Annotated in this window: 23 protein-coding genes; 15 read left to right on the top strand and 8 right to left on the bottom strand. The window is 70.5% G+C overall.

Features of this window, described 5'->3' with window-relative positions:
* The first annotated feature begins 219 nt into the window (after positions 1–219).
* Complete coding sequence (locus KUF83_RS32825; protein ID WP_217458654.1) at positions 220–1,017, top strand: phosphatase; 798 nt, start codon at positions 220–222, stop codon at positions 1,015–1,017.
* Between the two features lie 75 nt (positions 1,018–1,092).
* Here KUF83_RS32825 and KUF83_RS32820 read toward each other — a convergent pair whose 3' ends face one another.
* The 3 genes from KUF83_RS32820 to KUF83_RS32810 form a co-directional block, all read right to left on the bottom strand.
* Entirely contained in the window at positions 1,093–1,974 is an 882-nt protein-coding gene (locus KUF83_RS32820; RefSeq protein ID WP_217458653.1) for an acyl-CoA thioesterase II, read from the bottom strand.
* A 45-nt stretch (positions 1,975–2,019) separates the two neighbouring features.
* Positions 2,020–3,177, bottom strand: a complete 1,158-nt coding sequence (locus KUF83_RS32815) for an acyl-CoA dehydrogenase family protein (protein ID WP_217458652.1) — start codon at positions 3,175–3,177, stop codon at positions 2,020–2,022.
* A 171-nt stretch (positions 3,178–3,348) separates the two neighbouring features.
* Positions 3,349–3,939: a TetR/AcrR family transcriptional regulator gene (locus KUF83_RS32810; RefSeq protein ID WP_217458651.1), complete on the bottom strand. Its 591-nt coding sequence runs from the start codon at positions 3,937–3,939 to the stop codon at positions 3,349–3,351.
* Between the two features lie 122 nt (positions 3,940–4,061).
* Between KUF83_RS32810 and KUF83_RS32805 the strand changes: the two genes are divergently transcribed.
* The 4 genes from KUF83_RS32805 to KUF83_RS32790 are packed head-to-tail and all read left to right on the top strand — an operon-like array spanning position 4,062 to position 9,841.
* Positions 4,062–5,678, top strand: a complete 1,617-nt coding sequence (locus KUF83_RS32805) for a carboxyl transferase domain-containing protein (RefSeq protein ID WP_217458650.1) — start codon at positions 4,062–4,064, stop codon at positions 5,676–5,678.
* 43 nt (positions 5,679–5,721) lie between these two features.
* A complete protein-coding gene (locus KUF83_RS32800; protein ID WP_217458649.1) occupies positions 5,722–7,716 on the top strand; it encodes an acetyl/propionyl/methylcrotonyl-CoA carboxylase subunit alpha in 1,995 nt (664 codons plus the stop codon).
* On the top strand, positions 7,713–8,669 hold the full coding sequence (locus KUF83_RS32795; RefSeq protein WP_217458648.1) for a hydroxymethylglutaryl-CoA lyase: 957 nt from the start codon (positions 7,713–7,715) through the stop codon (positions 8,667–8,669). The genes KUF83_RS32800 and KUF83_RS32795 overlap by 4 nt, the downstream gene beginning before the upstream one ends.
* Before the next feature lie 11 nt (positions 8,670–8,680).
* Positions 8,681–9,841 carry an acyl-CoA dehydrogenase family protein gene (locus tag KUF83_RS32790; protein WP_217458663.1) on the top strand — a complete coding sequence of 387 codons (1,161 nt, stop codon included), beginning with the start codon at positions 8,681–8,683 and terminating at the stop codon, positions 9,839–9,841.
* A gap of 3 nt (positions 9,842–9,844) precedes the next feature.
* Here KUF83_RS32790 and KUF83_RS32785 read toward each other — a convergent pair whose 3' ends face one another.
* The gene (locus KUF83_RS32785) at positions 9,845–10,057 is read right to left on the bottom strand and encodes a hypothetical protein (protein ID WP_217458647.1); all 213 of its coding nucleotides are present in this window, start codon (positions 10,055–10,057) and stop codon (positions 9,845–9,847) included.
* Positions 10,058–10,548: 491 nt separating this feature from the next.
* Between KUF83_RS32785 and KUF83_RS32780 the strand changes: the two genes are divergently transcribed.
* The 6 genes from KUF83_RS32780 (at position 10,549) to KUF83_RS32755 (ending at position 17,778) form a co-directional block, all read left to right on the top strand.
* Positions 10,549–11,598 (top strand): ABC transporter substrate-binding protein, encoded by a 1,050-nt coding sequence (locus tag KUF83_RS32780; RefSeq protein WP_217458646.1) that lies wholly within the window; start codon positions 10,549–10,551, stop codon positions 11,596–11,598.
* Between the two features lie 125 nt (positions 11,599–11,723).
* Positions 11,724–12,581, top strand: a complete 858-nt coding sequence (locus KUF83_RS32775; RefSeq protein ID WP_217458645.1) for a siderophore-interacting protein — start codon at positions 11,724–11,726, stop codon at positions 12,579–12,581.
* Positions 12,582–12,718: 137 nt separating this feature from the next.
* Positions 12,719–14,161, top strand: a complete 1,443-nt coding sequence (gene desA, locus KUF83_RS32770; RefSeq protein WP_217458644.1) for a lysine decarboxylase DesA — start codon at positions 12,719–12,721, stop codon at positions 14,159–14,161.
* Positions 14,145–15,437, top strand: coding sequence for a lysine N(6)-hydroxylase/L-ornithine N(5)-oxygenase family protein (locus KUF83_RS32765; protein WP_254644705.1), 1,293 nt, complete (start codon positions 14,145–14,147; stop codon positions 15,435–15,437). The genes desA and KUF83_RS32765 overlap by 17 nt, the downstream gene beginning before the upstream one ends.
* Complete coding sequence (locus KUF83_RS32760; protein WP_217458643.1) at positions 15,434–16,009, top strand: GNAT family N-acetyltransferase; 576 nt, start codon at positions 15,434–15,436, stop codon at positions 16,007–16,009. The genes KUF83_RS32765 and KUF83_RS32760 overlap by 4 nt, the downstream gene beginning before the upstream one ends.
* Positions 16,006–17,778: an IucA/IucC family siderophore biosynthesis protein gene (locus KUF83_RS32755; RefSeq protein WP_217458642.1), complete on the top strand. Its 1,773-nt coding sequence runs from the start codon at positions 16,006–16,008 to the stop codon at positions 17,776–17,778. Before KUF83_RS32760 ends, KUF83_RS32755 begins: the two co-directional genes overlap by 4 nt.
* Positions 17,779–17,866: 88 nt before the next feature.
* Here KUF83_RS32755 and KUF83_RS32750 read toward each other — a convergent pair whose 3' ends face one another.
* Complete coding sequence (locus tag KUF83_RS32750) at positions 17,867–19,462, bottom strand: beta-N-acetylhexosaminidase (protein ID WP_217458641.1); 1,596 nt, start codon at positions 19,460–19,462, stop codon at positions 17,867–17,869.
* Between the two features lie 62 nt (positions 19,463–19,524).
* Here KUF83_RS32750 and KUF83_RS32745 point away from each other — a divergent pair, with 62 nt between their 5' ends.
* Complete coding sequence (locus KUF83_RS32745) at positions 19,525–20,388, top strand: DUF4429 domain-containing protein (protein ID WP_217458640.1); 864 nt, start codon at positions 19,525–19,527, stop codon at positions 20,386–20,388.
* Between the two features lie 69 nt (positions 20,389–20,457).
* On the opposite strand, the gene KUF83_RS32740 is transcribed toward KUF83_RS32745, so the two are convergent.
* Positions 20,458–22,020 carry a metallophosphoesterase family protein gene (locus KUF83_RS32740; protein ID WP_217458661.1) on the bottom strand — a complete coding sequence of 521 codons (1,563 nt, stop codon included), beginning with the start codon at positions 22,018–22,020 and terminating at the stop codon, positions 20,458–20,460.
* Positions 22,021–22,182: 162 nt separating this feature from the next.
* Between KUF83_RS32740 and KUF83_RS32735 the strand changes: the two genes are divergently transcribed.
* Both KUF83_RS32735 and glmS read left to right on the top strand, forming a co-directional pair.
* The gene (locus KUF83_RS32735; protein ID WP_217458639.1) at positions 22,183–22,440 is read left to right on the top strand and encodes a hypothetical protein; all 258 of its coding nucleotides are present in this window, start codon (positions 22,183–22,185) and stop codon (positions 22,438–22,440) included.
* Between the two features lie 11 nt (positions 22,441–22,451).
* A complete protein-coding gene (gene glmS, locus KUF83_RS32730) occupies positions 22,452–24,269 on the top strand; it encodes a glutamine--fructose-6-phosphate transaminase (isomerizing) (protein ID WP_217458638.1) in 1,818 nt (605 codons plus the stop codon).
* Between the two features lie 189 nt (positions 24,270–24,458).
* On the opposite strand, the gene KUF83_RS32725 is transcribed toward glmS, so the two are convergent.
* A complete protein-coding gene (locus tag KUF83_RS32725; RefSeq protein WP_217458637.1) occupies positions 24,459–25,022 on the bottom strand; it encodes a GPR1/FUN34/YaaH family transporter in 564 nt (187 codons plus the stop codon).
* 180 nt (positions 25,023–25,202) lie between these two features.
* Entirely contained in the window at positions 25,203–25,727 is a 525-nt protein-coding gene (locus KUF83_RS32720) for a universal stress protein (RefSeq protein ID WP_217458636.1), read from the bottom strand.
* Positions 25,728–26,136: 409 nt separating this feature from the next.
* On the opposite strand from KUF83_RS32720, the gene KUF83_RS32715 reads away from it, so the two are divergent.
* Positions 26,137–26,472: a hypothetical protein gene (locus tag KUF83_RS32715; protein ID WP_217458635.1), complete on the top strand. Its 336-nt coding sequence runs from the start codon at positions 26,137–26,139 to the stop codon at positions 26,470–26,472.
* Positions 26,473–26,766 lie beyond the last annotated feature (294 nt).

The raw sequence follows: 26,766 nt of genomic DNA, 5'->3' as shown, positions 1-26,766 counted from the left end.
CCCCACGCACCCGCACCCTCACCCGAAACCAGCCCCGAACCCAGGCCGGAGGCAAGCCCGCAGCCCCGCCTCCCAGGGGCGCGGGGAACTGCGCGACCGGCCACACACCACCCGCACCCGGCCGACAACCGAACCATCCGCCCCAAACCCCCACGTGACGCACATCCCACGGTTCGATACCCGGCACCACCCGGCGGAACTCACCGGCAGAATGGGGGCATGCCGATACCCGCACCTCCCAGCCGCGCCGACCTCCTCGACCACCTCGTCCGGACGCGTATCGCGGGCGACGTGGCCACCCCCCGCGAGAACAACCTCTCCCACTACCGCAAGCTGGCCAACGGCGACCGCAACTACTGGCTCGGCCTGGAACTCGGCGACCGCTGGACCGACGAGCAGGACGTCCTCGCGGTGATGGCCGAGCGGTGCGGGGTGAACGACGACCCGGAGTACCGGTTCGGCCAGGACACCATCGACCCGGAGCTGACGGTCGACGCGCTGGAGCGGATGGCGGGCAGGCTGCGCAAGGCGGCGGCCGGCAGGCAGCGGGTGCTGTTCGCGACGGGCCACCCGGGCGGGCTCCTCGACGTGCACCGCGCCACGGCCGCCGCACTGCGCACGGCCGGCTGCGAGATCGTGGTGATCCCGGACGGGCTGGCCACGGACGAGGGGTACGTCTTCCAGTTCGCCGACGTCGCGGTCCTGGAGCACGGCGCGACGCTGTGGCACACCCACTCGGGCGAGCCGATGCGGGCGATCCTGAAGGCCCTGGAGGGCGAGGGCCGCCCGCTGCCCGACCTGGTCGTCGCGGACCACGGCTGGGCGGGCTGCGCGGGCCAGCTGGGCGTGGACTCCGTGGGCTACGCGGACTGCAACGACCCGGCCCTGTTCCTCGCCGAGTCCGAGGGCACGGTCCAGGTGGCCGTCCCCATGGACGACCACGTCACGAGCCCGCGGCACTACGACCCGATGACGGCGTACCTGCTGGACGCGGCGGGCCTCACGGACAAGGAGTAGGTCCCAGGGGCCGGAACCGGCCCCTGCCTCTCCGCCCCACCCTGTGTCTTGGCTTGCGCCTGCGGGCCGGCCTCGTCACCGAGGAACCCGTACGACCCCCTCCTGGATCACCGTGATCGCCAGCCGCCCGTCCTGCGTGTAGATACGGGCCTGGCCCAGGCCCCGCCCGCCGGACGCGGACGGCGACTCCTGGTCGTACAGCAGCCATTCGTCGGCGCGGAACGGCCGGTGGAACCACATCGCGTGGTCCAGGGAGGCCCCCACGACGTCCCCGGTGACCCAGCCGCCGCGCCCGTGGGCGAGCAGCACCGAGTCGAGGAGCGTCATGTCGGAGACGTACGTGGCGAGGCAGACGTGCAGCAGCGGCTCGTCGATGACGCCGTCGAGCTTGCCGTTGGTGCGGAACCACACCTGGGAGCGGGGCTCGCGCGCCTGCCCGACGCTGGCGTACGGCGGCGCGTCGACATAGCGGAGGTCGACGGCGGCCCGGGCCTGCAGCATCCGCCGGGCGACGCTCTCGTCGCCGCACGCGTCCAGGTACAGCGGCAGCATCTCGGCGGTCGTCCGGAGGGTCTCCGGGTCGGGCGCGGACGGCATCTCGGCCTGGTGCTCCAGGCCCTCCTCGTACGTCTGGAACGACGCGGAGAGATGGAAGATCGGCTGCCCGTGCTGGACGGCGACCACACGGCGCGTGGTGAAGGAGCGCCCGTCGCGGATCCGGTCGACGGTGTAGACGATGGGTGCGCCCGGGTCCCCGGCGCGCAGGAAGTACGCGTGCAGGGAGTGGGCGGGCCGGTCCGCGGGGACCGTACGCCCCGCGGCGACCAGCGCCTGCGCCGCGACCTGCCCGCCGAAGACGCGCGGGACGACGGCGAAGCGTGACTGACCGCGGAAGATGTCCTGCTCGATCCGCTCGAGGTCGAGCAGATCGAGCAGGTCCTCAAGTGCCTGACTCATGTGTCAGTTGTACCGTGCAGTGATTCTCGGGTGGTTTCCCGGGCCTTACAGGCCCATGTTCTTGGCGATGATCGACTTCATGATCTCGCTGGTGCCGCCATAGATGCGGTTGACGCGGTTGTCCGCGTACAGGCGGGCGATCGGGTACTCGTTCATGAAGCCGTAGCCGCCGTGCAGCTGGAGGCAGCGGTCGATGACGCGGTGGGCGACCTCGGTGGTGAACAGCTTGGCGCTGGCGGCCTCGGCGGGGGTCAGCTCGCCCGCGTCGAGGGCCTCCAGTGCGCGGTCGACGACGGCCTCGGCCGCGTCGACCTCGGCCTGGCAGGCGGCCAGCTCGAACTTGGTGTTCTGGAAGGACGCGACGGTCTTGCCGAAGACGGTGCGGTCCTGGACGTACTCCTTGGCGAACCGCACGGCGGCCTTGGCCTGCGCGTAGGCGCCGAAGGCGATGCCCCAGCGCTCGGAGGCGAGGTTGTGGCCGAGGTAGTAGAAGCCCTTGTTCTCCTCGCCGAGGAGGTCCTCGACGGGGACCTTCACGTCGACGAACGCCAGCTCGGCGGTGTCGGAGGTCTTCAGGCCGAGCTTGTCGAGCTTGCGGCCCACCGAGTAGCCCTCGGCCTTGGTGTCCACGGCGAACAGGGAGATGCCGAAGCGGCGGTCCTCGGCCGTGGGCGCGGAGGTGCGGGCGCAGACGATCACACGGTCGGCGTGCACGCCGCCGGTGATGAAGGTCTTGGCTCCGTTGAGGACGTAGTGCGAGCCGTCCTCGGAGAGCTTCGCGGTGGTCTTCATGCCCGCGAGGTCGGAGCCGGTGCCCGGCTCGGTCATCGCGAGGGCCCACATCTCCTCACCGGAGACGAACTTCGGCAGGAAGCGCTTCTTCTGCTCGTCGGTGGCGAGCGACTTGATGTAGGGCAGGCCGAGCAGCACGTGCACGCCCGAGCCGCCGAACTGGACACCGGCGCGCGCGGTCTCCTCGTACATGACGGCCTCGAACTTGTACGAGTCGATGCCGGCGCCGCCGAACTCCTCGTCCACGCGGATGCCGAAGACGCCCAGCTCGGCGAGCTTGTAGTAGAAGTCGCGCGGCGCCTGGCCCGCCGCGAACCACTCGTCGTAGACGGGGACGACCTCGGCCTCGATGAAGGCCCGCAGGGTCTCCCGGAACGCCTCGTGGTCCTCGTTGAACACCGTACGGCGCACCGCCGGCCCCTCTCTGCGCCTGAACCGGCGCCGCTCTCGCGGATGTGGTTGCTCGCCGTGGGGGGGCGCTCAATGGATGGTCGCGGCCCCCGGCCCATGGCTAAGCGCTTGCTCATTCACCGTACCGGCGAGTAGGCAGCAGCGTCCAGACCAGCACCCCCGTAACGCTCGTCACTCCCCCGCGGCCGCGAAGGCTCCCCTCGCCATCCGGTGCAGCAGCTCCGCCGTGCCCGCGCGTCCCGGGAGCGAGCCGGGGCGGCCCAGGTGGGGCGTCGAGTTCAGGAGTCCGAAGACCGAGTGCACGGCCGAGCGGGCACTCGGCTCGGCCAGGGCGGGGTGGATCTCGCGGACGACCTCCACCCACAGCTCGACGTACTGGCGCTGGAGCTGGCGGACGAGCTTGCGGTCGCTGTCCCGGAGGCGGTCCAGCTCCCTGTCGTGCAGGGTGATCAGCGGGCGGTCGTCCAGCGCGAAGTCGATGTGCCCCTCGATGAGCGAGTCGAGGAGCGCCTCCGCGTTCCCGTCGGACTCCGCCACGCGGCGCTTGCCGCCGGTCAGCAGCTGCTCGCTGATCCCCACCAGCAGCTCGGCGAGCATCGCGTCCTTGCCCGCGAAGTGCCGGTACAGACCCGGCCCGCTGATGCCGACCGCCGCACCTATCTCGTCGACCCCCACCCCGTGGAAACCGCGCTCGGCGAAGAGCCGCGCGGCCTCCTTGAGGATCTGCTCGCGGCGGGTGAGGGCGTCGGTTCTCATGGCCATGGATGCAATTCTAGACAGGGAGGTTAGCGCTCGTTAACCTGATGGAAACGCGTTAACGCTCATTAACTTGATTCGGCGACTTGGTTCAGTGACCGGTGACCACCGGGTGAGGGGACCGCAGGATGCACGAGGCACCGGAGCTCCACAGCGCGGCCGACCCCGCGTCGGAGGCCTGGCGGGGCAACGAGAGGGCACATCGGGAGCTCGTCGACGAGCTGCGCCGGAAGCTGGCCGCGGCCCGCCTCGGCGGCGGCGAGCGGGCCCGCGCCCGGCACACCGCCCGCGGCAAGCTGCTGCCGCGCGACCGCGTGGACGCACTGCTCGATCCCGGCTCCCCGTTCCTGGAGCTGGCCCCGCTGGCGGCCGACGGGCTGTACGAGGGCCAGGCCCCGGCGGCGGGCGTCATCGCCGGCATCGGCCGGGTCGCCGGGCGCGAGTGCGTGGTCGTCGCCAACGACGCCACGGTCAAGGGCGGCACGTACTACCCGATGACGGTGAAGAAGCACCTGCGCGCCCAGGAGGTGGCCCTGGAGAACCGGCTGCCGTGCGTGTACCTGGTCGACTCGGGCGGCGCCTTCCTCCCCATGCAGGACGAGGTCTTCCCCGACCGCGAGCACTTCGGCCGCATCTTCTACAACCAGGCCCGGATGTCGGGGGCGGGGATCCCCCAGATCGCGGCCGTTCTCGGCTCGTGCACGGCCGGCGGGGCGTACGTCCCGGCGATGAGCGACGAGGCCGTCATCGTGCGCGGACAGGGCACGATCTTCCTGGGCGGCCCGCCCCTCGTGAAGGCCGCGACCGGCGAGGTCGTCACGGCGGAGGAGCTGGGCGGCGGCGAGGTCCACTCCCGGGTCTCCGGGGTGACCGACCACCTCGCGGAGGACGACGCGCACGCCCTGCGGATCGTCCGGACGATCGTCTCCACGCTCCCCGGCCGTGGCCCGCTGCCCTGGTCGGTCACGCAGGGCGTCGAGCCGAAGGTCGACCCCGCGGGGCTGTACGGCGCGGTGCCGGTCGACTCCCGCACCCCCTACGACGTGCGCGAGGTCATCGCCCGCGTCGTGGACGGCTCACGCTTCGCGGAGTTCAAGTCCGAGTTCGGGCAGACCCTCGTCACCGGCTTCGCCCGGATCCACGGGCACCCGGTCGGCATCGTCGCGAACAACGGCATCCTGTTCTCCGAGTCCGCCCAGAAGGGCGCCCACTTCATCGAGCTGTGCGACCAGCGCGGCATCCCGCTGGTGTTCCTGCAGAACATCTCGGGCTTCATGGTGGGCCGCCAGTACGAGGCGGGCGGCATCGCCAAGCACGGCGCCAAGATGGTCACGGCGGTGGCCTGCACCCGCGTACCGAAGCTGACGGTGGTGGTCGGCGGGTCGTACGGCGCGGGCAACTACTCGATGTGCGGCCGGGCGTACTCCCCGCGCTTCCTGTGGATGTGGCCCAACGCCAAGATCTCCGTGATGGGCGGCGAGCAGGCCGCGTCGGTCCTCGCGACCGTCAAGCGCGACCAGCTGGAGGGGCGCGGCGAGTCCTGGCCGGCGGCGGAGGAAGAGGCCTTCAAGGACCCGATCCGCGCCCAGTACGAGACCCAGGGCAACGCCTACTACGCGACGGCCCGGCTCTGGGACGACGGTGTGATCGACCCGATGGAGACCCGGCAGGTGCTGGGTCTGGCCCTGACCGCCTGTGCCAACGCGCCCCTGGGAGACCCCCAGTTCGGCGTCTTCCGGATGTGAGGGGACGGCTGTGAGGGGACGGACTGCGAGGGAACGGACGACGATGTTCGACACGGTACTTGTGGCCAACCGCGGTGAGATCGCCGTCCGGGTCGTCCGGACGCTGCGGTCGCTGGGCGTGCGCTCGGTGGCCGTCTTCTCGGACGCGGACGCCGACGCCCGGCACGTGCGCGAGGCCGACACGGCGGTTCGGATCGGCCCCGCCCCGGCCGGCGAGAGCTACCTGTCGGTGGAGCGGCTGCTGGAGGCCGCGGCACGGACGGGCGCACAGGCGGTGCACCCCGGCTACGGCTTCCTCGCGGAGAACGCCGGCTTCGCCCGCGCGTGCGCGGACGCGGGGCTCGTCTTCATCGGGCCCCCGGCGGCCGCCATCGCGCTCATGGGCGACAAGATCCGCGCCAAGGAGACGGTGAGGGCGGCCGGGGTCCCGGTGGTGCCGGGTTCGTCAGGCAGCGGCCTCACGGACACCGAACTGGCCGACGCCGCCCGGGAGATCGGGATGCCGGTGCTGCTGAAGCCGTCGGCGGGCGGCGGCGGCAAGGGCATGCGGCTGGTGCGGGACGCGGCCCTGCTGCCGGACGAGATCGCCGCCGCACGACGGGAGGCCCGGGCCTCCTTCGGGGACGACACACTGCTCGTCGAGCGGTGGGTCGACCGGCCCCGGCACATCGAGATCCAGGTCCTGGCGGACACCCACGGGAACGTGGTGCACCTCGGCGAACGCGAGTGCTCGCTCCAGCGCCGCCACCAGAAGATCATCGAGGAGGCGCCGAGTGTGTTCCTCGACGAGCGGACCCGAGCCTCGATGGGTGAGGCCGCCGTCCAGGCGGCCCGCTCCTGCGGCTACGCGGGGGCGGGCACGGTCGAGTTCATCGTGCCGGGCGACGACCCGGCCTCCTACTTCTTCATGGAGATGAACACCCGCCTCCAGGTCGAGCACCCGGTGACCGAGCTGATCACCGGCCTGGACCTGGTGGAGTGGCAGCTGCGGGTGGCGGCGGGCGAGCGCCTCGGCTTCGCCCAGGACGACGTCACGCTCACCGGACACGCCGTCGAGGCCCGTATCTGCGCGGAGGACCCCTCCCGGGGGTTCCTGCCGTCCGGCGGCACGGTCCTGCGGCTGTCCGAGCCCCGGGGTGACGGCGTCCGCACGGACTCGGGGCTGTCGGAGGGCACGGAGGTCGGGTCGCTGTACGACCCGATGCTGTCCAAGGTCATCGCGTACGGGCCGGACCGGGCGACGGCCCTGCGCAGGCTCCGGGGCGCGCTGGCGGAGACGGTGACGCTGGGGGTGCAGACGAACGCCGGGTTCCTGCGGAGACTGCTGGCCCATCCGGCGGTCGTCGCGGGCGAGCTGGACACGGGACTCGTGGAGCGGGAGGCCGAGGGGCTGGTCCCGGGCGAGGTGCCGGACGAGGTGTACGAGGCCGCTGCGGGCGTCCGCCTGGACGCGCTGGCCCCCGCCGCCGGCGGCTGGACCGACCCGTTCTCCGTGCCGAGCGGCTGGCGGCTCGGCGGTGAACCGGCACCCCTGGCCTTCGACCTGCGCGTAGCGGGACTTGAACCCGTCACTCACCACGCCCCGCCCGGCACCGAGGTCACCCTCGACCGTGTGTCCGTCACCGTCGACGGCGTGCGCCACACCTTCCACCGGGCCGGCGACTGGCTCGGCCGGGACGGCGACGCCTGGCACGTGCTGGACCACGACCCCGTCGCCGCCTCCCTCACCGGCGCCGCGCACGCGGGCGCGGACTCCCTCACCGCGCCCATGCCGGGCACGGTGACCGTCGTGAAGGTCGCCGTGGGGGACGAGGTGGCCGCCGGGCAGAGCCTGTTGGTGGTGGAGGCGATGAAGATGGAGCACGTCGTCTCCGCCCCGCACGCGGGCACCGTCACCGAGCTGGACGTCACCCCGGGCACGACCGTCGCCATGGACCAGATCCTGGCCGTGGTCGCGCCGCTGGAGGACCCGCAGGGGGCCTCACAGGAGACATCGCCGGAGGCGTCGCGGAATCCGTCCCGGGAGGAGAAGGCATGACCACCCCCGAACTCGGGCTGCCCATGACCGTACCGGCCGAGGGACTCCCGGCCCGCGTCCGTATCCACGAGGTCGGCGCCCGCGACGGACTGCAGAACGAGAAGGCGACCGTCCCGACGGAGACGAAGGCCGAGTTCATCCGCCGGCTGGCCGACGCGGGCCTGACCACCATCGAGGCGACCAGCTTCGTGCACCCCAAGTGGGTGCCCCAACTGGCCGACGCGGAGCAGCTGTTCCCCCTCGTGCAGGATCTGGGCGACCTCTCCGGGACAGCCCTTCCCGTCCTCGTACCGAACGAGCGGGGCCTGGACCGGGCCCTCGCGCTCGGCGCGACCCGTATCGCGGTCTTCGCCAGTGCCACGGAGTCCTTCGCGAAGGCCAACCTCAACCGGACCGTGGACGAGGCCCTGGCGATGTTCGAGCCGGTGGTCGAGCGGGCCAGGGCTCAGGACGCCCACGTGCGCGGCTATCTGTCGATGTGCTTCGGGGACCCGTGGGAGGGCCCGGTGCCCGTCCCGCAGGTCGTCCGCGTCTGCCGGGCGCTGCTCGACATGGGCTGCGACGAGCTGAGCCTGGGCGACACGATCGGCGTGGCGACCCCGGGGCACGTGCGCCGGCTCCTCGTGGCGCTCGGCGAGGCGGGCGTTCCGACCGCCTCCCTCGGCGTGCACTTCCACGACACGTACGGCCAGGCCCTGTCCAACACGCTCGCCGCGCTCCAGTACGGCGTCACGACCGTGGACGCCTCCGCGGGCGGCCTCGGCGGCTGCCCGTACGCGAAGAGCGCCACCGGCAACCTCGCCACCGAAGACCTCGTGTGGATGCTGACGGGCCTCGGCATCGACACCGGAGTCGACCTCGACCTCCTCACCGCCACGAGCGTGTGGATGGCCGAACGACTGGGCCGACCCAGCCCGTCCCGTACCGTCCGCGCCCTCTCCCACAAGGAGTGACCTCCATGTCCCTGGACCACCGCCTCTCCCCCGAGCTCGACGAACTGCGGCGGACGGTCGCCGAGTTCGCCCGTGACGTCGTGGCGCCGAAGATCGGCGACTTCTACGAGCGTCACGAGTTCCCGTACGAGATCGTCCGCGAGATGGGCCGTATGGGCCTGTTCGGGCTGCCGTTCCCGGAGGAGTACGGCGGCATGGGCGGCGACTACCTGGCGCTCGGCATCGTCCTGGAGGAACTCGCCCGGGTGGACTCCTCGGTGGCCATCACCCTGGAGGCGGGCGTCTCCCTCGGCGCCATGCCGATCCACCTCTTCGGAACCCCTGAGCAGAAGGCCGAGTGGCTTCCCCGGCTCTGCTCCGGCGAGATCCTCGGCGCCTTCGGTCTGACCGAGCCGGACGGCGGTTCGGACGCGGGCGCGACCCGTACGACCGCCCGCCTGGACGAGACCACGGACGAGTGGGTGATCAACGGAAGCAAGTGCTTCATCACCAACTCGGGGACGGACATCACGGGCCTGGTCACCGTCACGGCCGTCACGGGCCGCAAGCCCGACGGAAAGCCGCTGATCTCCTCGATCATCGTGCCGTCCGGCACTCCGGGCTTCACGGTCGCCGCCCCCTACTCGAAGGTCGGCTGGAACGCCTCGGACACCCGCGAGTTGTCCTTCGCGGACGTCCGCGTCCCCGCCGCGAACCTGCTCGGCGAACAGGGCCGCGGTTACGCCCAGTTCCTCCGCATCCTCGACGAGGGCCGCATCGCCATCGCGGCCCTGGCAACGGGTCTCGCCCAGGGCTGCGTGGACGAATCACTGAAGTACGCGAAGGAGCGCCACGCCTTCGGCCGCGCGATCGGCACGAACCAGGCGATCCAGTTCAAGATCGCGGACATGGAGATGAGGGCTTACACGGCCCGTCTGGCCTGGCGCGACGCGGCCTCCCGCCTCGTCGCGGGCGAGCCCTTCAAGAAGGAGGCGGCCCTGGCGAAGCTCCACTCCTCCACCATCGCCGTCGACAACGCCCGGGACGCCACCCAGATCCACGGCGGCTACGGCTTCATGAACGAGTACCCGGTGGCCCGCATGTGGCGCGACTCCAAGATCCTGGAGATCGGCGAGGGCACGAGCGAGGTCCAGCGGATGCTGATCGCCAGGGAGTTGGGGCTGACGGGCTGAGCTTCAGGCCCTCGGGCGCCTGTTGCGGATCACGAGCGCCATTCCGAGCGCGGGGGCGACCAGCCCGAGCGGGCGGATCCAGGCATCCGCCGTGGAGGTGCCCGTGACCATCAGGCTCACACCCATCAGGAAGTAGAGAGCGAGAAACGCGAGGGCGAGGTTCCGCCACGCTCGTCGGCGGTCCCCGCCGTCGCGCCCGGTGCGTCGGTCAGTCATGAATCCGCCTCCCCGTGCCGTCTCTGACGTGCCGTGGAATTCCGCGTGCCCCGGATCCGCAATCAAATCCCTTGCCCACGACGGTGGTTGACGTACCGGGCAGGGCCCGGCCGGCCGTCGTGACACCAGGTTTCACCGAGGCGGACGGACTCCGGCCCGCCGGTCGGCCGTACCGGCTGACGCGGGCCTTTCCGCTCGGCCGGGAGCGGGAGCGGGGGCGGGACCNCCGGGGGCGGGACCGGGGGCGGGACCGGGGTTGACGGGCAGCGGCCCGGCCGCGCCCGGTACTCGTCGGCCGAAAAGGTCACGCCGCCAACGGCCCCGTAGCGCCGAGTCATGCCGTTCGCACAGACTCCCCACAGGACCTGTTCCAGGCCGCTCCGGGCATCCCCGCAGGTCAGCCCCACCCGCTGGACACCTAGTGAGGTTAGGCTAACCTACCTTGGCACTTGTCCGGTGGGTCGACCACCCTGTTCGAAAGCAGCCACGCCATGTCCAACGCCCGTGCCTCCCACCTCACCCGACGCGGCATCCTCGCCGCGGGCGGCGCCCTCGGTCTCGGTGCCGCTCTCGCCGCCTGCGGTGACGAAGACTCGAAGAGCGGTGGCTCGGCGGACGCGACGAAGAGCGCCGCCGCATCCGGGCCCTGGAGCTTCGAGGACGACCGCGGCAAGACGGTGAAGCTCGACAGGATCCCGGCGAACATCGTCGCGTTCACCGGTGTCGCCGCCGCCCTCCACGACTACGGCATCGAGGTCAAGGGCGTCTTCGGCCCGACGAAGACCAAGGACGGCAAGGCCGACGTCCAGGCCGGCGACATGGACGTCAGCAAGCTGACGATCCTCGGCAACACCTGGGGCGAGTTCAACATCGAGAAGTACGCGGCCCTGGCCCCGGACGTGCTGCTCTCCACGATGTTCGACGACGCCGGCACCCTCTGGTACGTCCCGGAGGAGTCCGCGGACAAGATCCTCAAGCTCGCCCCGAGCGTCGGCATCTCCGTCTTCGACCGCCAGCTGCCCAAGCCACTGGAGCGCATGCTCGCCCTCGCCGAGTCGCTCGGCGCGGACGTGAAGGCGGCCAGGACCGTCGAGGCGAAGAAGAAGTTCGAGACGGCCGCCGAGCGGCTGCGCAAGGCCGCCAAGGCCCGCCCGGAGATCAAGGTCCTCGCCGGTTCCGCGAGCCAGGACATCTTCTACGTCTCCGGTTCGAACTTCTCCATCGACCTGGAGTACTTCAAGGCCCTCGGCGTGAACCTCGTCGAGCCGTCCGCCAAGGCCCTGAAGGCCAGCGGTGGTTGGTTCGAGAACCTGAGCTGGGAGAACGTCGACAAGTACGCGGCGGACGTCATCATCATGGACGACCGCACCGCGACCATCCAGCCCGCCGACATCACCGAGGCGACCTGGAAGAAGCTGCCCGCCGTGAAGGCCGGCCAGGTCATCGGCCGCACGCCCGAGCCGATCCTCTCCTACGACAAGTGCACCCCGATGCTCGACAACCTCGCCGAGGCCATCGAGAAGGCCAAGAAGGTCGCCTGACGGCCACACCCCTTGCCGGGCCCCTCGGCCCGCGCCCCTCAGGGGCGCGGGGAACTGCGCGACCAGCCCCCACCGGCCCGCGGCCCGAACCCGACAACGCCCCCCACCCCGCCGCAGGAGCAACCATGCCGACGGCCACAGCCGCCCCGTTCCGTTTCTTCACCCTTCAGGTCACACGGACGAGGCGGCTGAGCCCGTCCCTGGTCCGGGTGACCTTCACCGGCCCCGACCTGCACGCCTTCGCGTCCGACGGCCTGGACCAGAGCCTCTCGCTCTTCCTCCCCCGCCCGGGCCAGCCCGAGCCCGTCCTGCCGATGGAGTACGGCGAGGGCTGGCGCCAGGCCTGGATCGACACCCCCGAGGACGTACGGGCCTTCATGCGCTCGTACACGCTGCGCGCCCTGCGCCGAGGCGCCGACGGGGCCACGAGCGAGATCGACATCGACTTCGTCCTGCACGGCACGGAACCCGGCGCCGCCACCCCCGCGGGCCCGGCCTCACGCTGGGCCGCCGGTGCCGGGGCCGGTGACCGGGTCGCGCTGCTCGGCCCGTCCGTCGCCGACAACGGGGCGATTCGTTTCCGTCCGCCCGCCGACGCCGACCTGGTCGTCGTCTGGGCCGACGAGACGGCCCTGCCCGCCGCCTCGGCCATCCTGGAGTCGCTGCCGGCCGGGACGAAAGCCCGCGTCTGGCTGGAGGTCCCGCACGCCGGCGACCGCGTACCGCCCGTCACGGCCGCCGACGCGGAGATCACCTGGCTCGTGCGCGACGAGGGCTCCCCCACAGCGGTCGAGGCGATCCGCGCCGCCCGGCTCCCCGCCGCGCGGGCTCCGTACGCCTGGATCGCGGGTGAGTCCGGCCGCGTGAAGGAGCTGCGGCGTCATCTCGTACGGGAGCGGGAGATCGACCGCAGGCGCGTCACGTTCGTCGGCTACTGGCGGCGCGGGCTCAGCGAGGAGCAGCTGCGCGAGCAGGGCGGGTGACGTGAGGGAGGCCACGTCGCAGCGTGGCGGGTGGAGCCGAACCTCACAGGAACTTAGGTTAGGCTAACCTAAGTTGAACCCCGCCCCCCACTTCCCTTCCCGCGCCCGTTTCTCTCCTGCCCCCGGAGGACTCCCCCATGCGCTCTCACCTGCTCAATGACACGACCGCGGAGCGGTACCGCCGCTCCGTGACCGAAGGAATCGAGCGGGTGGCGGCCAAACTCGCCACCACCGACCGTCCGTTCACGGGTGTCACGGTCGACGCCCTCGCGCCCCGCATCGAGGGCATCGACCTCGACAAGCCCCTGCACGACACCACCGCGGTGCTGGACGAGCTGGAGGACGTCTACCTCCGGGACGCGATCTACTTCCACCACCCCCGCTACCTCGCCCACCTCAACTGCCCGGTGGTCATACCCGCCGTGCTCGGCGAGGCGGTCCTGTCCGCCGTCAACTCCTCCCTCGACACCTGGGACCAGTCGGCCGGCGGCACCCTCATCGAGCGCAGGCTCATCGACTGGACCAACGAGCGCATCGGCTTCGGGCCCGCCGCCGACGGCGTGTTCACCTCCGGCGGCTCGCAGTCCAACCTCCAGGCGCTGCTGCTGGCCCGCGAGGAGGCCAAGAGCAGCTCGCACGCCGAACTGCGGATCTTCGCCTCCGAGGTGAGCCACTTCAGTGTCAGGAAGTCGGCCAAACTGCTCGGTCTGAGCGCCGACTCCGTCGTGTCGATCCCCGTCGGCAGCGACAAGCGCATGCAGACGGTCGCGCTCGCCCACGAGCTGGAGCGCTGCAGGCGCGAGGGTCTGGTCCCGATGGCCGTCGTCGCGACCGCCGGCACCACGGACTTCGGCTCGATCGACCCGCTGCCCGAGATCGCCGAGCTGTGCGACCAGTTCGGCGCCTGGATGCACGTGGACGCGGCGTACGGCTGCGGCCTCCTCGCGTCCCTGAGGAACCGGCACCGCATCGACGGCATCGAGCGCGCCGACTCCGTGACCGTGGACTACCACAAGTCCTTCTTCCAGCCGGTGAGTTCGTCCGCCGTCCTGGTCCGCGACGCGGCCACCCTGGGACACGCCACCTACCACGCGGAGTACCTCAACCCGCGCCGCGCGGTGCAGGAGCGCATCCCCAACCAGGTGGACAAGTCCCTGCAGACCACCCGCCGTTTCGACGCCCTCAAACTGTGGATGACGCTGCGCGTGATGGGCGCCGACGGCATCGGGCAGCTCTTCGACGAGGTCTGCGAACTGGCTGAGAAGGGCTGGCAGCTGCTCGCCGCCGACCCGCGGTACGACGTCGTGGTCGAGCCGTCCCTCTCCACCCTGGTCTTCCGCTACATACCGGCCGCCGTGACCGACCCGGCCGAGATCGACCGCGCCAACCTGTACGCCCGCAAGGCCCTGTTCGCCTCCGGCGACGCGGTGGTCGCCGGCACGAAGGTCGGCGGCCGCCACTTCCTCAAGTTCACCCTGCTCAATCCCGAGACCACGACGGACGACATCTCCGCCGTGCTCGACCTGATCGCCGGCCACGCCGAGCAGTACCTGGGAGAGTCCCTTGACCGCGCTTCCTGAACCCGCGCTTCCTGGATCCGCCGTGCGCATCCACGACTTCATCGGTATCGGCCTGGGCCCCTTCAACCTCGGCCTCGCCTGCCTCACCGAACCGATCGACGAGCTCGACGGTGTCTTCCTGGAGTCCAAGCCCCACTTCGAGTGGCACTCCGGGATGTTCCTGGAGGGCGCGCACCTCCAGACCCCGTTCATGTCGGACCTCGTCACCCTGGCCGACCCGACGTCCCCGTACTCCTTCCTCAACTACCTGAAGGAATCGGGCCGTCTGTACTCGTTCTACATCCGCGAGAACTTCTACCCGCTGCGCGTCGAGTACGACGACTACTGCCGCTGGGCCGCCTCGAAGCTCTCCGGTGTCCGCTTCAGCACGACGGTCGAGGAGGTGACGTACGAGGACGACGTGTACGCCGTCCGCACGACGGCCGGTGACGTGTTCCGCGCCCGCCACCTCGTCCTCGGCACCGGCACTCCGCCCCACATACCGGAGGCCTGCGAGGGCCTCGGCGGGGACTTCATCCACAACTCCCGCTACCAGCAGCACAAGCGGGAGCTGCAGGCCAAGAAGTCGATCACGCTCGTCGGCAGCGGGCAGTCCGCCGCCGAGATCTACTACGACCTGCTGAGCGAGATCGACGTCCACGGCTACCGGCTGAACTGGGTCACGCGCTCCCCGCGGTTCTTCCCGCTGGAGTACACCAAGCTGACGCTGGAGATGACCTCCCCGGAGTACATCGACTACTTCCACGCGCTGCCCGAGCGGACCCGCTACCGCCTCCAGACGGAGCAGAAGGGCCTGTTCAAGGGCATCGACGGCGAGCTGATCGACTCGATCTTCGACCTGCTCTACCAGAAGAACCTCGGCGGCCCGGTCCCCACCCGCCTGCTCACCAACTCCTCGCTCGGCACGGTGGCTCACGAGAACGGCACGTACACCCTGGGCCTGCGCCAGGAGGAGCAGGAGAAGGACTACGAGCTGCAGTCCGAGGGCCTGATCCTGGCCACCGGCTACAAGTACGTGGAGCCCGCCTTCCTGAAGCCCGTGCGCGACCGCATCCTGTACGACGAGCAGGGCAACCACGACGTGGCCCGCAACTACGCCATCGACACGACCGGCCGCGGCATCTTCCTGCAGAACGCGGGCGTCCACACCCACTCGATCACGTCACCGGACCTCGGCATGGGCGCGTACCGCAACGCGTGCATCATCCGGGAGCTGCTCGGCACCGAGTACTACCCGGTGGAGAAGTCCATCGCGTTCCAGGAGTTCGCCGTATGAGCGCCGCCGGAACCGGCAACACCGTGGGCACGCTCGGCATCCGCCCGCTCGACCCCCTCAAGGACGCCGAGCTGCTGCACTCCTGGGTGACGCACCCCAAGGCGGCGTTCTGGCTGATGCAGGACGCGAAGCTGCAGGACGTGGAGCGGGAGTACATGTCCATCGCGGCGAGCGAGCACCATCACGCGTATCTCGGCCTCCACGACGGCCGGCCCGCGTTCCTGATGGAGAAGTACGACCCCCGGTACATCGAGCTGGTGGGGCTGTACGAGCCCGAGCCCGGTGACGTCGGCATGCACTTCCTGGTCGCCCCCACCGACCGGCCCGTGCACGGCTTCACCCGGGCCGTCATCACCGCGGTGATGGACGAGCTGTTCGCCGACCCGCGCACCCGCCGGGTCGTCGTCGAACCGGACGTCACCAACAAGGCGGTGCACGCACTGAACGAGATGGTCGGTTTCGTACCGGCGCACGAGATCCAGAAGCCGGAGAAGCGTGCGCTGCTCTCCTTCTGCACACGCGAGAGCTTCCTGCACCGACGCAGCCTGGCGACCCGAGGAGTGGCCGTATGACCCTGTCCGACGCCGTGGCGCACCTGTCCCCCCACCGCTGGGCGCGGGCCAACCGCCTCCTCATCCGCAAAGCGCTCGCCGAGTTCGCCCACGAGCGGCTGATCTCGCCCGAGGCGCGGGGCGACGGCTCGTACGTCGTCCGCAGCGACGACGGCCTCACCCACTACCGCTTCACCGCCGCCGAGCACCTCCTCGACCACTGGCAGGTCGACGCCGACTCGATCACGCGGACCCGTGACGGCGCCGAACTCCCGCTCGCCGCACTGGACTTCTTCATCGAGCTGAAGAAGTCGCTGGGCCTGAGCGACAAGGTGCTGCCGGTGTACCTGGAGGAGATCTCCTCCACGCTCTCCGGCACCTGCTACAAGCTCACCAAGCCGCAACTCACCTCCGCCGAGCTCGCGGAGAGCGGCTTCCAGGAGATCGAGACGGGCATGACCGAGGGCCACCCCTGCTTCGTCGCCAACAACGGACGGCTCGGCTTCGGTGTCCACGAGTACCTGTCGTACGCGCCGGAGACGGCGAGCCCCGTACGGCTGGTGTGGCTGGCCGCGCACCGTTCGCGGGCCGCGTTCACGGCCGGCGTGGGCATCGAGTACGAGTCGTTCCTCCGGGACGAGCTGGGCAAGGAGACCGTGGACCGCTTCCACGGCACGCTCCGCGACCAGGGCCTCGACCCGGCCGACTACCTCTTCATCCCGGTCCACCCCTGGCAGTGGTGGAACAAGCTCACGGTGACCTTCGCCGCCGAGGTCGCCCAGCAGCACCTCGTGTGCCTGGGTGAGGGCGACGACGAGTACCTGGCCCAGCAGTCGATCCGGACGTTCTTCAACAGGAGCGCGCCCGAGAAGCACTATGTGAAGACGGCCCTGTCGGTCATCAACATGGGCTTCATGCGCGGGCTGTCCGCCGCGTACATGGAGGCGACCCCGGCCATCAACGACTGGCTGGCGCAGCTCATCGACAACGACCCGCTGCTGCGGTCCACCGGCCTGTCGATCATCCGGGAGCGGGCGGCCGTCGGCTACCGGCACCTGGAGTACGAGGCCGCCACCGACCGCTACTCCCCGTACCGCAAGATGCTCGCCGCCCTGTGGCGCGAGAGCCCGGTCTCCTCGCTCGGGGACGGCGAGTCCCTGGCCACCATGGCCTCCCTCGTCCACGTGGACCACGAGGGCTCCTCGATCGCGGCCGCGCTGATCGAGCGCTCGGGGCTGCCGCCGGTGGAGTGGCTGCGCCGCTATCTGCGCGCGTACTTCACGCCGCTGCTGCACAGCTTCTACGCGTACGACCTGGTGTTCATGCCGCACGGCGAGAACGTCATCCTCGTCCTGAAGGACGGCGTGGTCGAGCGGGCGATCTACAAGGACATCGCCGAGGAGATCGCCGTGATGGACCCGGACGCGGTCCTGCCGCCGACGGTCGAGCGGCTGCGCGTGGACGTGCCGGAGGACAAGAAGCTGCTGTCGCTCTTCACGGACGTCTTCGACTGCTTCTTCCGCTTCCTGGCCGCGAACCTGGCGAGCGAGGGCGTCCTGGAGGAGGCCGACTTCTGGCGGACGGTCGCCGACTGCGTACGCGACTACCAGGCGGCCACGCCCGAACTCGCGGACAAGTTCGCGCAGTACGACATGTTCGCGCCCGAGTTCGCGCTGTCCTGCCTCAACCGGCTCCAGTTGCGCGACAACGAGCAGATGGTCGACCTCGCCGATCCGGCCGGGGCCCTCCAGCTCGTCGGAAGCCTGAAGAACCCCATCGCGGGGCTGTAGTCACCGGTCGCGGGCATCGGCCCCGCGGCCCCACCAGCAGGCGGGCGTCCCCACGTACGGTCCCAGGGGGCGCCCGCCGTCGCGTCGACTAGTCGGCGGGCCAGGGCACCTGCGGCGACCGGTAGTAGTCGATGCCCAGCGCGTCCCAGCGCGGTGCCTGTGCCGCGAGCCGCACCTTGTAACGGTCCCAGTCGTGCGTCGAGGCGGGCGACCAGCCCAGCTCGGCCACGCCCGGCAGCCGCGGGAACGCCATGTACTCGAGGTGCGCCGAGGTCGAGAGGGTCTCCGTCCACAGCGGCGCCTCGACACCCCGTACGGCCGAACCCGGCGCCCCGGCAAGGTAGTTGCCCGGGTCCCAGTCGTACGACCGCCGCACCTCCACCAGGCCCGCCCAGTCGAGGCCGAGAGGGGTGTCCTCGGTGTACTTCATGTCGAGGTAGACCCGGTCGGCCGGGGAGAGGATGAGCCCGGTGCCGTTCCGGGCCGCCTTCGCGACCTGCTCCTTCTCGGCGGCGCTCGTACCGTCCAGGCCCCAGTACTGGGCCAGCGCGCCCTTCGCGGGGGTCGCCCCGGTCAGCTGGTGCCAGCCCACCACGGTCTTCCCGTACTTGGCGACGACGGGCTGGACCCTGTCCATGAACGCCACGTAGTCCTCGTGGCTCGTCGAGTGGGCCTCGTCGCCGCCGATGTGGAGGTACTCGCCCGGTGTGAGCGCGGCCAGCTCACGGATCACGTCGTCCACGAAGTCGTACGTCACCGGCTTGTCGACGCACAGCGAGCTGAAGCCGACCTCGGTGCCGGTGTAGAGCGGCGGGGCGACTCCGTCGCAGTTCAGCTCCGCGTACGAGGCCAGTGCGGCGTTGGTGTGCCCGGGCATGTCGATCTCGGGCACGACCTCCAGGTACCGCGAGGAGGCGTACCGGACGATGTCCTTGTACTGGGCCTTCGTGTAGAAGCCGCCCGCGCCGCCACCGACCTGGGTGGACCCGCCGTACGTGGTGAGCCGCGGCCAGGAGTCGATCGCGATGCGCCAGCCCTGGTCGTCGCTGAGGTGCAGGTGCAGCTTGTTGATCTTGTAGAGCGCCAGTTGGTCGATGTAGCGCTTGACCTGGTCCACGGTGAAGAAGTGCCGGGAGACGTCCAGCATCGCGCCGCGGTAGCCGTAGCGGGGGGTGTCCGTGACGGTGCCGCCGGCGACCGGCCAGGGGCCCGGCTGCACGGAGTCGCTCTCGACGGCGGCGGGCAGGAGCTGGCGCAGGGTCTGCACGCCGTGGAAGAGCCCGGCGGGCTCCCGGGCCGTGATGGTGACAGCGCCCTTCCCGCTCTTCAGCCGGTAGCCCTCCTCGCCGAGAGCGGCGTCCTTGCGGGTGAGGCGGAGCCGGATGCCGTCGTCGCCCGGGCCGTCCGTGACCGGGAGGCGGTAGCCGGTCGAGGGGCGCAGGACTCCGGCGAGGTACGAGGCGATGCGGCGGGACTCCCGTGAGTCGTCCACGCGGATGCGTGTGGCGCCGGTGATCCGGTAGGGGGATCCGCCCGGGTCGACCGAGGCGGGAGCCGGGACCACCCGGCTCAGCGGAGTGACTGTACGGTCGGCCGCGGACGGTGCCGCGCCGACCACGGAGATACCTGCGGCTGCCACGAGCAGCAGCGTACCGAGCAGACGGGGCGTTCTGTGCTGTCTCACATGCGCTCCCTTCGAATGGGTATAGACCACTCTCCCGCAGAGCCGGTGAAACAATCCCCCTCATGGCGGAAATCATCCAGCGGAACGGCACCTGGACCTTCGACGGCGAGGCTCTGCTGCTGGTACCGGGCCGCGACAAGAGCGTGGGCCCGCTGCGCAGGACGCTGGGTGAACTGACGGTCCCGCTGGCCGCGTTGGCGGGAGTCTCGTTCGAGCAGGGCAGGAAGTCGGGCCGGCTCAGGCTCCGGCTGCGCGAGGGCGCGGATCCGCTGCTCCAGGCGACCGGCGGTCGGCTCGTGGACTCCGCCGACCCCTACCAGCTGACGGTCGAGTCGGACCGCTACGGCGTCGCCGAGTACTTCGTGGACGAGATCCGGGGCGCGCTGCTCCTGAACGAGGTACCGGCCACCGCCGTCGACCGTTATCTGCTGCCCGGTCCCGCGGTGCCCCTGTCGGTCTCCGCCGGTGACGGCACCGTGAGCTTCGACGGGGAGCGCGTCCACCTGGAGTGGAACTGGAAGACGGAGGAGGCCAAGGCGGCCGCCGGCGCCCGCACGCTCGACCTGGCCGACATCCGGTCCGTGGAGTGGCATCCCGCGGTCGGCCTGGAGAGCGGACACCTGCGCTTCACCGTCCGGGGCGCGCCCACGAAGGTACCGCCGAAGTACGACCCCAACGCCGTGGAGCTGTGGGGCTTCAAGAAGGACCCGATGGCCCTGGTCGCGGCGGCGGTCCAGGCCCGGCTGGCGCATCCGTCGGCCACGGCGGCGGCGGACGCGCCGCCGAAGCAGCTCGCCGCCGCCCCTGCTCCCGACCACGACGCCCTGCTGCGCCGCCTGCGCGAACTGGGCGACCTGCACCGGACCGGCGTCCTCACGGACGAGGAGTTCACCCTGGCCAAACAGGCGGTGCTCAGGGGCATGTAGTCCCTCCGGGGGCGCGGGGGACGGCTCGCCCGACCCCCGCCCGCCCACGGCCGCCGCGGCACGCCGGGCTCAGCGGACCCGACGCGCCACGGTGAAGTGGTCGACCTCCTCGCCCGTCTCCGCGATCCCCCGCACCTTGAGCGTGGCGAGACGCCCCCGTGACGCCGGTGTCACGTCCACCCGCAGGAACGAGTAGTCGAGGTAGCGCACCCGCGACCAGGTGACCGTCTCGTCGACCTTGCCCTCCTTGGTGTTGATGAAGGAGGCGACGGAGTCGACCTCGTTCTCGTGCCCCTCGTAGGAGAGGGGGGCGGTGAACGCGTACAGGCTGCGCCCGGCCGCGCCCGCCGTCACGTACACCACACCGTCGGTCTCGGGGTACGCCGTGCCCCCGATCGGGAGCTTCTTGGCGACCTTGCCCGCCTTGATGACGTCCGTGCGCTCGTACTGGTGGTTGTGGCCGTTGATGACCAGATCGACCGTGTACTTCTCGAACAGCGGCACCCACTCCTGGCGCACGCCCCCCTCCGAGGCGTGCGCGGTGGAGGTGCAGTACGCGCAGTGGTGGAAGAAGACCACGACGAAGTCGATGTCCTTGTCCGCGCGGAACTTCTTGAGCTGCGCCTCCAGCCACTTGGTCTGGGTGCCGCCGGAGAGGCCGAGGTTGGCCGGGATCTCGAAGGAGATGTCGTTGGCGTCGAGGGAGACGACCGCCGTGTTGCCGTAGACGAAGGAGTAGACGCCCGGCAGGTTCTTCCGGTCGGGCCCGTTGTCCGGGAGGTTCCAGCGGGCCTCCTCGCCGCCGTAGCCGTTCGGCGAGTACCAGGCCTCCATGTCGTGGTTGCCGTAGGCGGGCATCCACGGCACGGACTTGGCCACCGACTCGGTCTGTGCGAGGAACTGGTCCCAGACCCGCGAGTCGAAACCGGTGTCGGAGGCCTGGCCTGAGCCGGACGGGTCGGCGTACGCGATGTCCCCGGCATGCAGGTGGAAGGCCGGGTTCTGGCCGAGCAGGAGGCTGTTGTTGGCGAGACCGTGGTAGCTGACGCCCTCGTCGCCGAAGGCCGTGAAGGTGAACGGCTCCTTGTGCGCGGGAGCGGTGGTGAAGGTGCCGAGCGTGCCCAGCAGATGGGTTTCGGCCGGGTCGAAGCCCGCGTGGCCGACTCCGTAGTAGTACGTCCGGCCGGGCCGCAGGTGGGTGAGCTTGGCGTGCACGTAGTACTGGGTGTGGTTGCCGCTCGCGCCGACGCCGGCCGGGGTGAAGAGGGTGCGGACCTCGGCGTCGATCTTGTGGGAGAGGTCCCAGGGGTGGGCGCCGACGCGGACGAAGGGCTTCTTCACCGCGACCGGGACCTGCCAGGAGACGGTGATCTCCGTGCGGGGGTCGTTGCCCCAGGCCAGGTGGCGGCCGAACGGGGCGACGAGAGCGCCGTCGACCTTCTCGGCCTTCGTGGCCGTCCGCGTGGGTACGGCGGCCTGTGCGACGGCGCCGGGCACGAAGGCCCCGCCCGCGACGGCGCCCAGTGTGACGGCGCCGCCCCTGATCATCGTGCGCCGCGAGAATCTGGCGCGGAGGTATTCGTGCTGCTCGGCCATGTTCATGCGCGCGGCGAGCTCGTCCGGTACGCCCATGCGTGGAGTGTCCATGGCCGAAAGGTGCTCCTGGCAACCATCGCGCCGCGGACCACAGAGTGAACAGGCCCCGAACAGGCCCCCATAAGAGTTTCAACAGCCTCCTGCCCGAAATCGGGCAGGATTCTTGCGATTGCCAGCCCTTTACCTCAGGATCGACGGGTGCACGACGAACTTGTTGATCACCTGACGCGCTCCTCGCCCCTCAGCAGGGGCGAGGCACTGCGGGTGATCCAGGACGTGCTCGCCTACTTCGACGAGACGACCGAGGACTTCGTCCGTCGCCGCCACCGGGAGCTCCAGGCACAGGGCCTGGTCAACTCGGCGATCTTCGAAAGGATCACGGCGGACCTCAAATACCGCGCGGTCGCACCCCCGGAGCTCACGCTCCGGCAGGTGCGCCGCATCGTCTACGGCTAGGAACCTTCTGTATGTGCGGAATCGTGGGATACATCGGCAGGCGTGACGTGGCGCCGCTCCTCCTGGAGGGCCTGCAGCGCCTGGAGTACCGCGGCTACGACTCGGCGGGCATCGTCGTGACGTCCCCGAAGACGGCCGGCCTGAAGATGGTCAAGGCCAAGGGCCGCGTCCGCGACCTGGAGGCCCGCGTCCCCAAGCGCTTCGCGGGCACCACGGGTATCGCCCACACCCGCTGGGCCACCCACGGCGCCCCCTCCGACGAGAACGCGCACCCGCACATGTCGGCCGACAACAAGGTCGCCGTCGTCCACAACGGCATCATCGACAACGCCTCCGACCTGCGGAAGAAGCTGGAGGCCGACGGCGTCGAGTTCCTCTCCGAGACCGACACCGAGGTCCTCACCCACCTGATCGCCCGCTCCCAGGCCGAGAAGCTGGAGGACAAGGTCCGCGAGGCCCTCCGGGTCGTCGAGGGCACGTACGGCATCGCCGTGATGCACGCCGACTTCACCGACCGCATCGTGGTGGCCCGCAACGGCTCCCCGGTCGTCCTCGGCATCGGCGAGAAGGAGATGTTCGTCGCCTCGGACATCGCCGCACTCGTCACCCACACCCGCCAGATCGTCACCCTCGACGACGGCGAGATGGCCACCCTGAAGGCCGACGACTTCCGTACGTACACCACGGAGGGCACCCGCACCACGGCCGAGCCGACCACCGTGGAGTGGGAGGCCGCCTCCTACGACATGGGCGGCCACGACACGTACATGCACAAGGAGATCCACGAGCAGGCCGAGGCCGTGGACCGGGTGCTGCGCGGCCGGATCGACGACCGGTTCTCGACCGTGCACCTCGGCGGCCTCAACCTGGACGCCCGTGAGGCGCGTCTGATCCGCCGGGTGAAGATCCTCGGCTGCGGCACCTCGTACCACGCGGGCATGATCGGCGCCCAGATGATAGAGGAGCTGGCCCGTATCCCCGCGGACGCCGAGCCCGCCTCGGAGTTCCGCTACCGCAACGCGGTCGTCGACCCCGACACCCTGTACGTGGCGGTGTCGCAGTCCGGTGAGACGTACGACGTCCTGGCCGCGGTGCAGGAACTGAAGCGCAAGGGCGCCCGCGTCCTCGGCATCGTGAACGTCGTGGGCTCGGCCATCGCCCGCGAGGCCGACGGCGGCATGTACGTGCACGCCGGGCCCGAGGTGTGCGTGGTCTCCACCAAGTGCTTCACCAACACCACGGTCGCCTTCGCGCTCCTGGCGCTGCACCTGGGCCGCACCCGCGACCTGTCGGTCTCCGACGGCAAGCGGATCATCGAGGGCCTGCGGAAGCTGCCCGGCCAGATCACGGAGATCCTCGCCCAGGAGGACGAGATCAAGAAGCTCGCCGAGCAGTACGCCGAGGCGCGCTCGATGCTCTTCATCGGCCGGGTCCGCGGTTACCCGGTGGCCCGTGAGGCCTCGCTGAAGCTGAAGGAGGTCTCGTACATCCACGCCGAGGCCTACCCCGCCTCGGAGTTGAAGCACGGCCCGCTCGCACTGATCGAGCCCGCGCTGCCGACGGTCGCGATCGTCCCGAACGACGACCTGCTGGAGAAGAACCGCGCGGCCCTGGAGGAGATCAAGGCCCGCAGCGGCAAGATCCTCGCCGTGGCCCACGAAGAGCAGGAGAAGGCCGACCAGACGATCGTCGTCCCGAAGAACGAGAACGAACTCGACCCCATCCTGCTGGGCATCCCGCTCCAACTCCTCGCCTACCACACGGCGTTGTTCCTCGGCCGCGACATCGACAAGCCGCGGAACCTGGCGAAGTCGGTGACGGTGGAGTAGGCCTCCCCGTACAGGGCCGCGCCCCTCAGGGGGCGCGGGGCTGTGACATCCACGGCTCCGCCGCGTGGGCGCGATCCCTCCATGCCCCCGCGGAGGTCCGACAGACGGAACGGACCCTCACGTGTCGCCACCAGACACGGAGGGTCCGTTCTCGTCGCCGGGGCCGCCCATTACCCCGGCCGGCTGCCGTCAGCCAGGAGCCGTCACGCCCCGGCCGGCAGCACGTCGTGGCAGGGCCGCGGGCCAGTGGGCCAGCGCCGCGGTCGCCGCGTACCACGCGGCCAGTCCGCCGACCGCCGCGAACCATCCGCCCACCTCGGCGAGCCCCGCGGAGTCGCCGAAGCGGGCGACGGCGAGCAGCAGCATCGCCACGAACAGCAGCCCGTACACGCCCCGCGTCAGCGGAGCCGAGGCGGACGCCCCGAGGGTCAGGCTGAGCGCGACGAGTGCGAAGAGCAGCAGGAACAGTCCCGCGGCGTTGCCGGAGGCTTCCGCGGCGACGCCCCAGGTGAACCAGAGGGCTCCGAGTCCGGCGAAGGCCGTGCCCGTGAACGCGTCGCGGTCGCGGAAGGCCATGAGACCGGTTACGAAGAGCGCGATGCCGCCCACGTAGGTGGCGAGGGGGACGGAGTCGGCCGCCGTGACGCCGTCGATCATCCCGGTGTGCCCGAGGCCGAAGGCCAGCAGGGTGAGTCCGAGCGCGAGGTGGCCGAGGATCGTGGTGGTGCTTCCCGCGGAGACGTCATTGTCCACGGCGGGCTCCCTTCGTGCATGTGCTGTTGTGCGGTGACCCCTTTATGCCCTTCACAAGCGCACAAACACATTTACGCGCCAGTAGATTCACCGGACGGGCAAAGGGGGTTGACGCTTCCCACGGCTCATCTCACCTGGGACAACGTCGAGTTACGGTATGACAACGGCGGAAGCGCCGGATCACGGAATGACGACCACCGGGCGCTGCGCGCGCTTCGCGAGCCGGCCCGCGACCGAGCCGAAGATGCGCCCCACGATGCCGTGGGTCGAGCCGACGACGATGGCGTCGGCCTCGTACTCCCGCCCCACCTCTTCGAGTTCGTGGCAGATGTCGCCGCCGCGCTCGACAAGGATCCAGGGGACCTCGGCCAGGTACTCCGCGCAGGCGAGCTCCAGTCCGAGCACCTCGGTGCGGTGGTCCGGCACGTCGACGAAGACCGGCGGCTCGCAGCCGGCCCACACGGTGGTGGGCAGCCGGTTGGCGACGTGGACGATGATCAGGCCCGAGCCGGAGCGGCAGGCCATTCCGATCGCGTACGCGAGGGCGCGCTCACTGGACGTCGAGCCGTCGAAGCCCACGACGACACCGTGCTTGAAAGCGGGGTCGCAGGACTGACGTGCCTCTTCCGCCGCCAAGGGCTCGGCCGCCGTGGAATCGGCGACGGGGCGCTTGCGGTCCGCGGGTTCGAATTCGTGACCGGCCATGAGTGTCTCGGCGTTCGGATCCTCGTGGGTGGGACGACAGATACGGCGGGGCTGTGTCCGGGAATCATCTTCCCAACCCCATACCCCCAAGGGTACGGCGGCACGCCTCCTCTGCCCATATCCCGCTCTCGGCACGGGAGGGTTCCCCGGAGCATGCACGAGAGGGCGCCCGTAACGCAATGGTTGCTGCCCCGTACAGGCGGTTTGCACAGGGCGCCCCCGGGCAGGCCCCGCACCCCTCGACGGCGGGCCGAAACCGCGCGATCAGCGGACCGCGCAGCCGCGGGCGCCGCTCCGGCCCGGGGTGAAGCCCGCGGAGCCTGCCGGGGCATCCCGGGGAAACACCCCGTGACCGGCCGGTCGAACACGCGTTGAACCCCGGTAAGCCACCGCTTCAGGGAGCACCACCGTGTCCGGACGACCCTCGACCGCGCCCCGCCCGCCCTCCGGGACGCCCGCAGCCCAGGACACGGTGAGCGACGTGGTCCGCTGGGCGGCGTTCAGCTGCGTCCTCGTCCCGGTGGTCCTCGTCGGCTACGGGACCTCACTGGCGGGCGCGGCCGGTACGGCCCTCGGCCTCGCCGCGGTGACCGGGGCCTGCCGGGTCCTGCTGCGCCGGTCCGAGCGCGGCGCGGTGCGGCTGCGCACCGAGGAGCAGACACCCCATCATGTGCGGCACGAGAAGGTCGGCGCGGGCGCCCGTCGCGGGGGCCGGCACGCGGGCGGAAGCGGTCCGGTCGACTGACCGGTTTGTACGCACGGGCCCGTTGGTTTTCAGCCAACTTCTGCACACCGCGCATCCCTTGGCCGAACGGGCCCCCAACCCTCGTTCGACCTGCACCGAAAGGGTCCAGTAAGGTGCCCGCACCCTATGGGGACCGGCCACGGGGACGAGGCGCACTTCCCTGTGCGGCCCACGAGTGCAACGCTTCGTGATCGAATGCTTCACGCCAAGTTGCCATGTCGACAATCTGCCGAGTGCTGAACTGGCCACCTCGGCACCATGCGACACAGTAGATTCGATCTTGACGTCTTACGG

Source organism: Streptomyces sp. BV286 (assembly GCF_019090165.1).
Taxonomy (GTDB): Bacteria; Actinomycetota; Actinomycetes; order Streptomycetales; family Streptomycetaceae; genus Streptomyces.
Note: the sequence above shows the minus strand (reverse complement) of the source record. Positions and strands in the feature narration are given on the sequence as shown.

What these genes read in the sequence shown, in the direction of transcription:
- KUF83_RS32800 (WP_217458649.1), top strand. Translation starts at nt 5,722, where the DNA reads ATGTTCGACACGGTACTTGTGGCCAACCGCGGTGAGATCGCCGTCCGG.
- KUF83_RS32745 (WP_217458640.1), top strand. Translation starts at nt 19,525, where the DNA reads ATGGCGGAAATCATCCAGCGGAACGGCACCTGGACCTTCGACGGCGAG.
- KUF83_RS32740 (WP_217458661.1), bottom strand. Translation starts at nt 22,020, where the DNA reads ATGGGCGTACCGGACGAGCTCGCCGCGCGCATGAACATGGCCGAGCAG.
- KUF83_RS32775 (WP_217458645.1), top strand. Translation starts at nt 11,724, where the DNA reads ATGCCGACGGCCACAGCCGCCCCGTTCCGTTTCTTCACCCTTCAGGTC.
- KUF83_RS32755 (WP_217458642.1), top strand. Translation starts at nt 16,006, where the DNA reads ATGACCCTGTCCGACGCCGTGGCGCACCTGTCCCCCCACCGCTGGGCG.
- KUF83_RS32760 (WP_217458643.1), top strand. Translation starts at nt 15,434, where the DNA reads ATGAGCGCCGCCGGAACCGGCAACACCGTGGGCACGCTCGGCATCCGC.
- desA (WP_217458644.1), top strand. Translation starts at nt 12,719, where the DNA reads ATGCGCTCTCACCTGCTCAATGACACGACCGCGGAGCGGTACCGCCGC.
- glmS (WP_217458638.1), top strand. Translation starts at nt 22,452, where the DNA reads ATGTGCGGAATCGTGGGATACATCGGCAGGCGTGACGTGGCGCCGCTC.
- KUF83_RS32820 (WP_217458653.1), bottom strand. Translation starts at nt 1,974, where the DNA reads ATGAGTCAGGCACTTGAGGACCTGCTCGATCTGCTCGACCTCGAGCGG.
- KUF83_RS32780 (WP_217458646.1), top strand. Translation starts at nt 10,549, where the DNA reads ATGTCCAACGCCCGTGCCTCCCACCTCACCCGACGCGGCATCCTCGCC.
- KUF83_RS32795 (WP_217458648.1), top strand. Translation starts at nt 7,713, where the DNA reads ATGACCACCCCCGAACTCGGGCTGCCCATGACCGTACCGGCCGAGGGA.
- KUF83_RS32805 (WP_217458650.1), top strand. Translation starts at nt 4,062, where the DNA reads ATGCACGAGGCACCGGAGCTCCACAGCGCGGCCGACCCCGCGTCGGAG.
- KUF83_RS32825 (WP_217458654.1), top strand. Translation starts at nt 220, where the DNA reads ATGCCGATACCCGCACCTCCCAGCCGCGCCGACCTCCTCGACCACCTC.
- KUF83_RS32785 (WP_217458647.1), bottom strand. Translation starts at nt 10,057, where the DNA reads ATGACTGACCGACGCACCGGGCGCGACGGCGGGGACCGCCGACGAGCG.
- KUF83_RS32720 (WP_217458636.1), bottom strand. Translation starts at nt 25,727, where the DNA reads ATGGCCGGTCACGAATTCGAACCCGCGGACCGCAAGCGCCCCGTCGCC.
- KUF83_RS32810 (WP_217458651.1), bottom strand. Translation starts at nt 3,939, where the DNA reads ATGGCCATGAGAACCGACGCCCTCACCCGCCGCGAGCAGATCCTCAAG.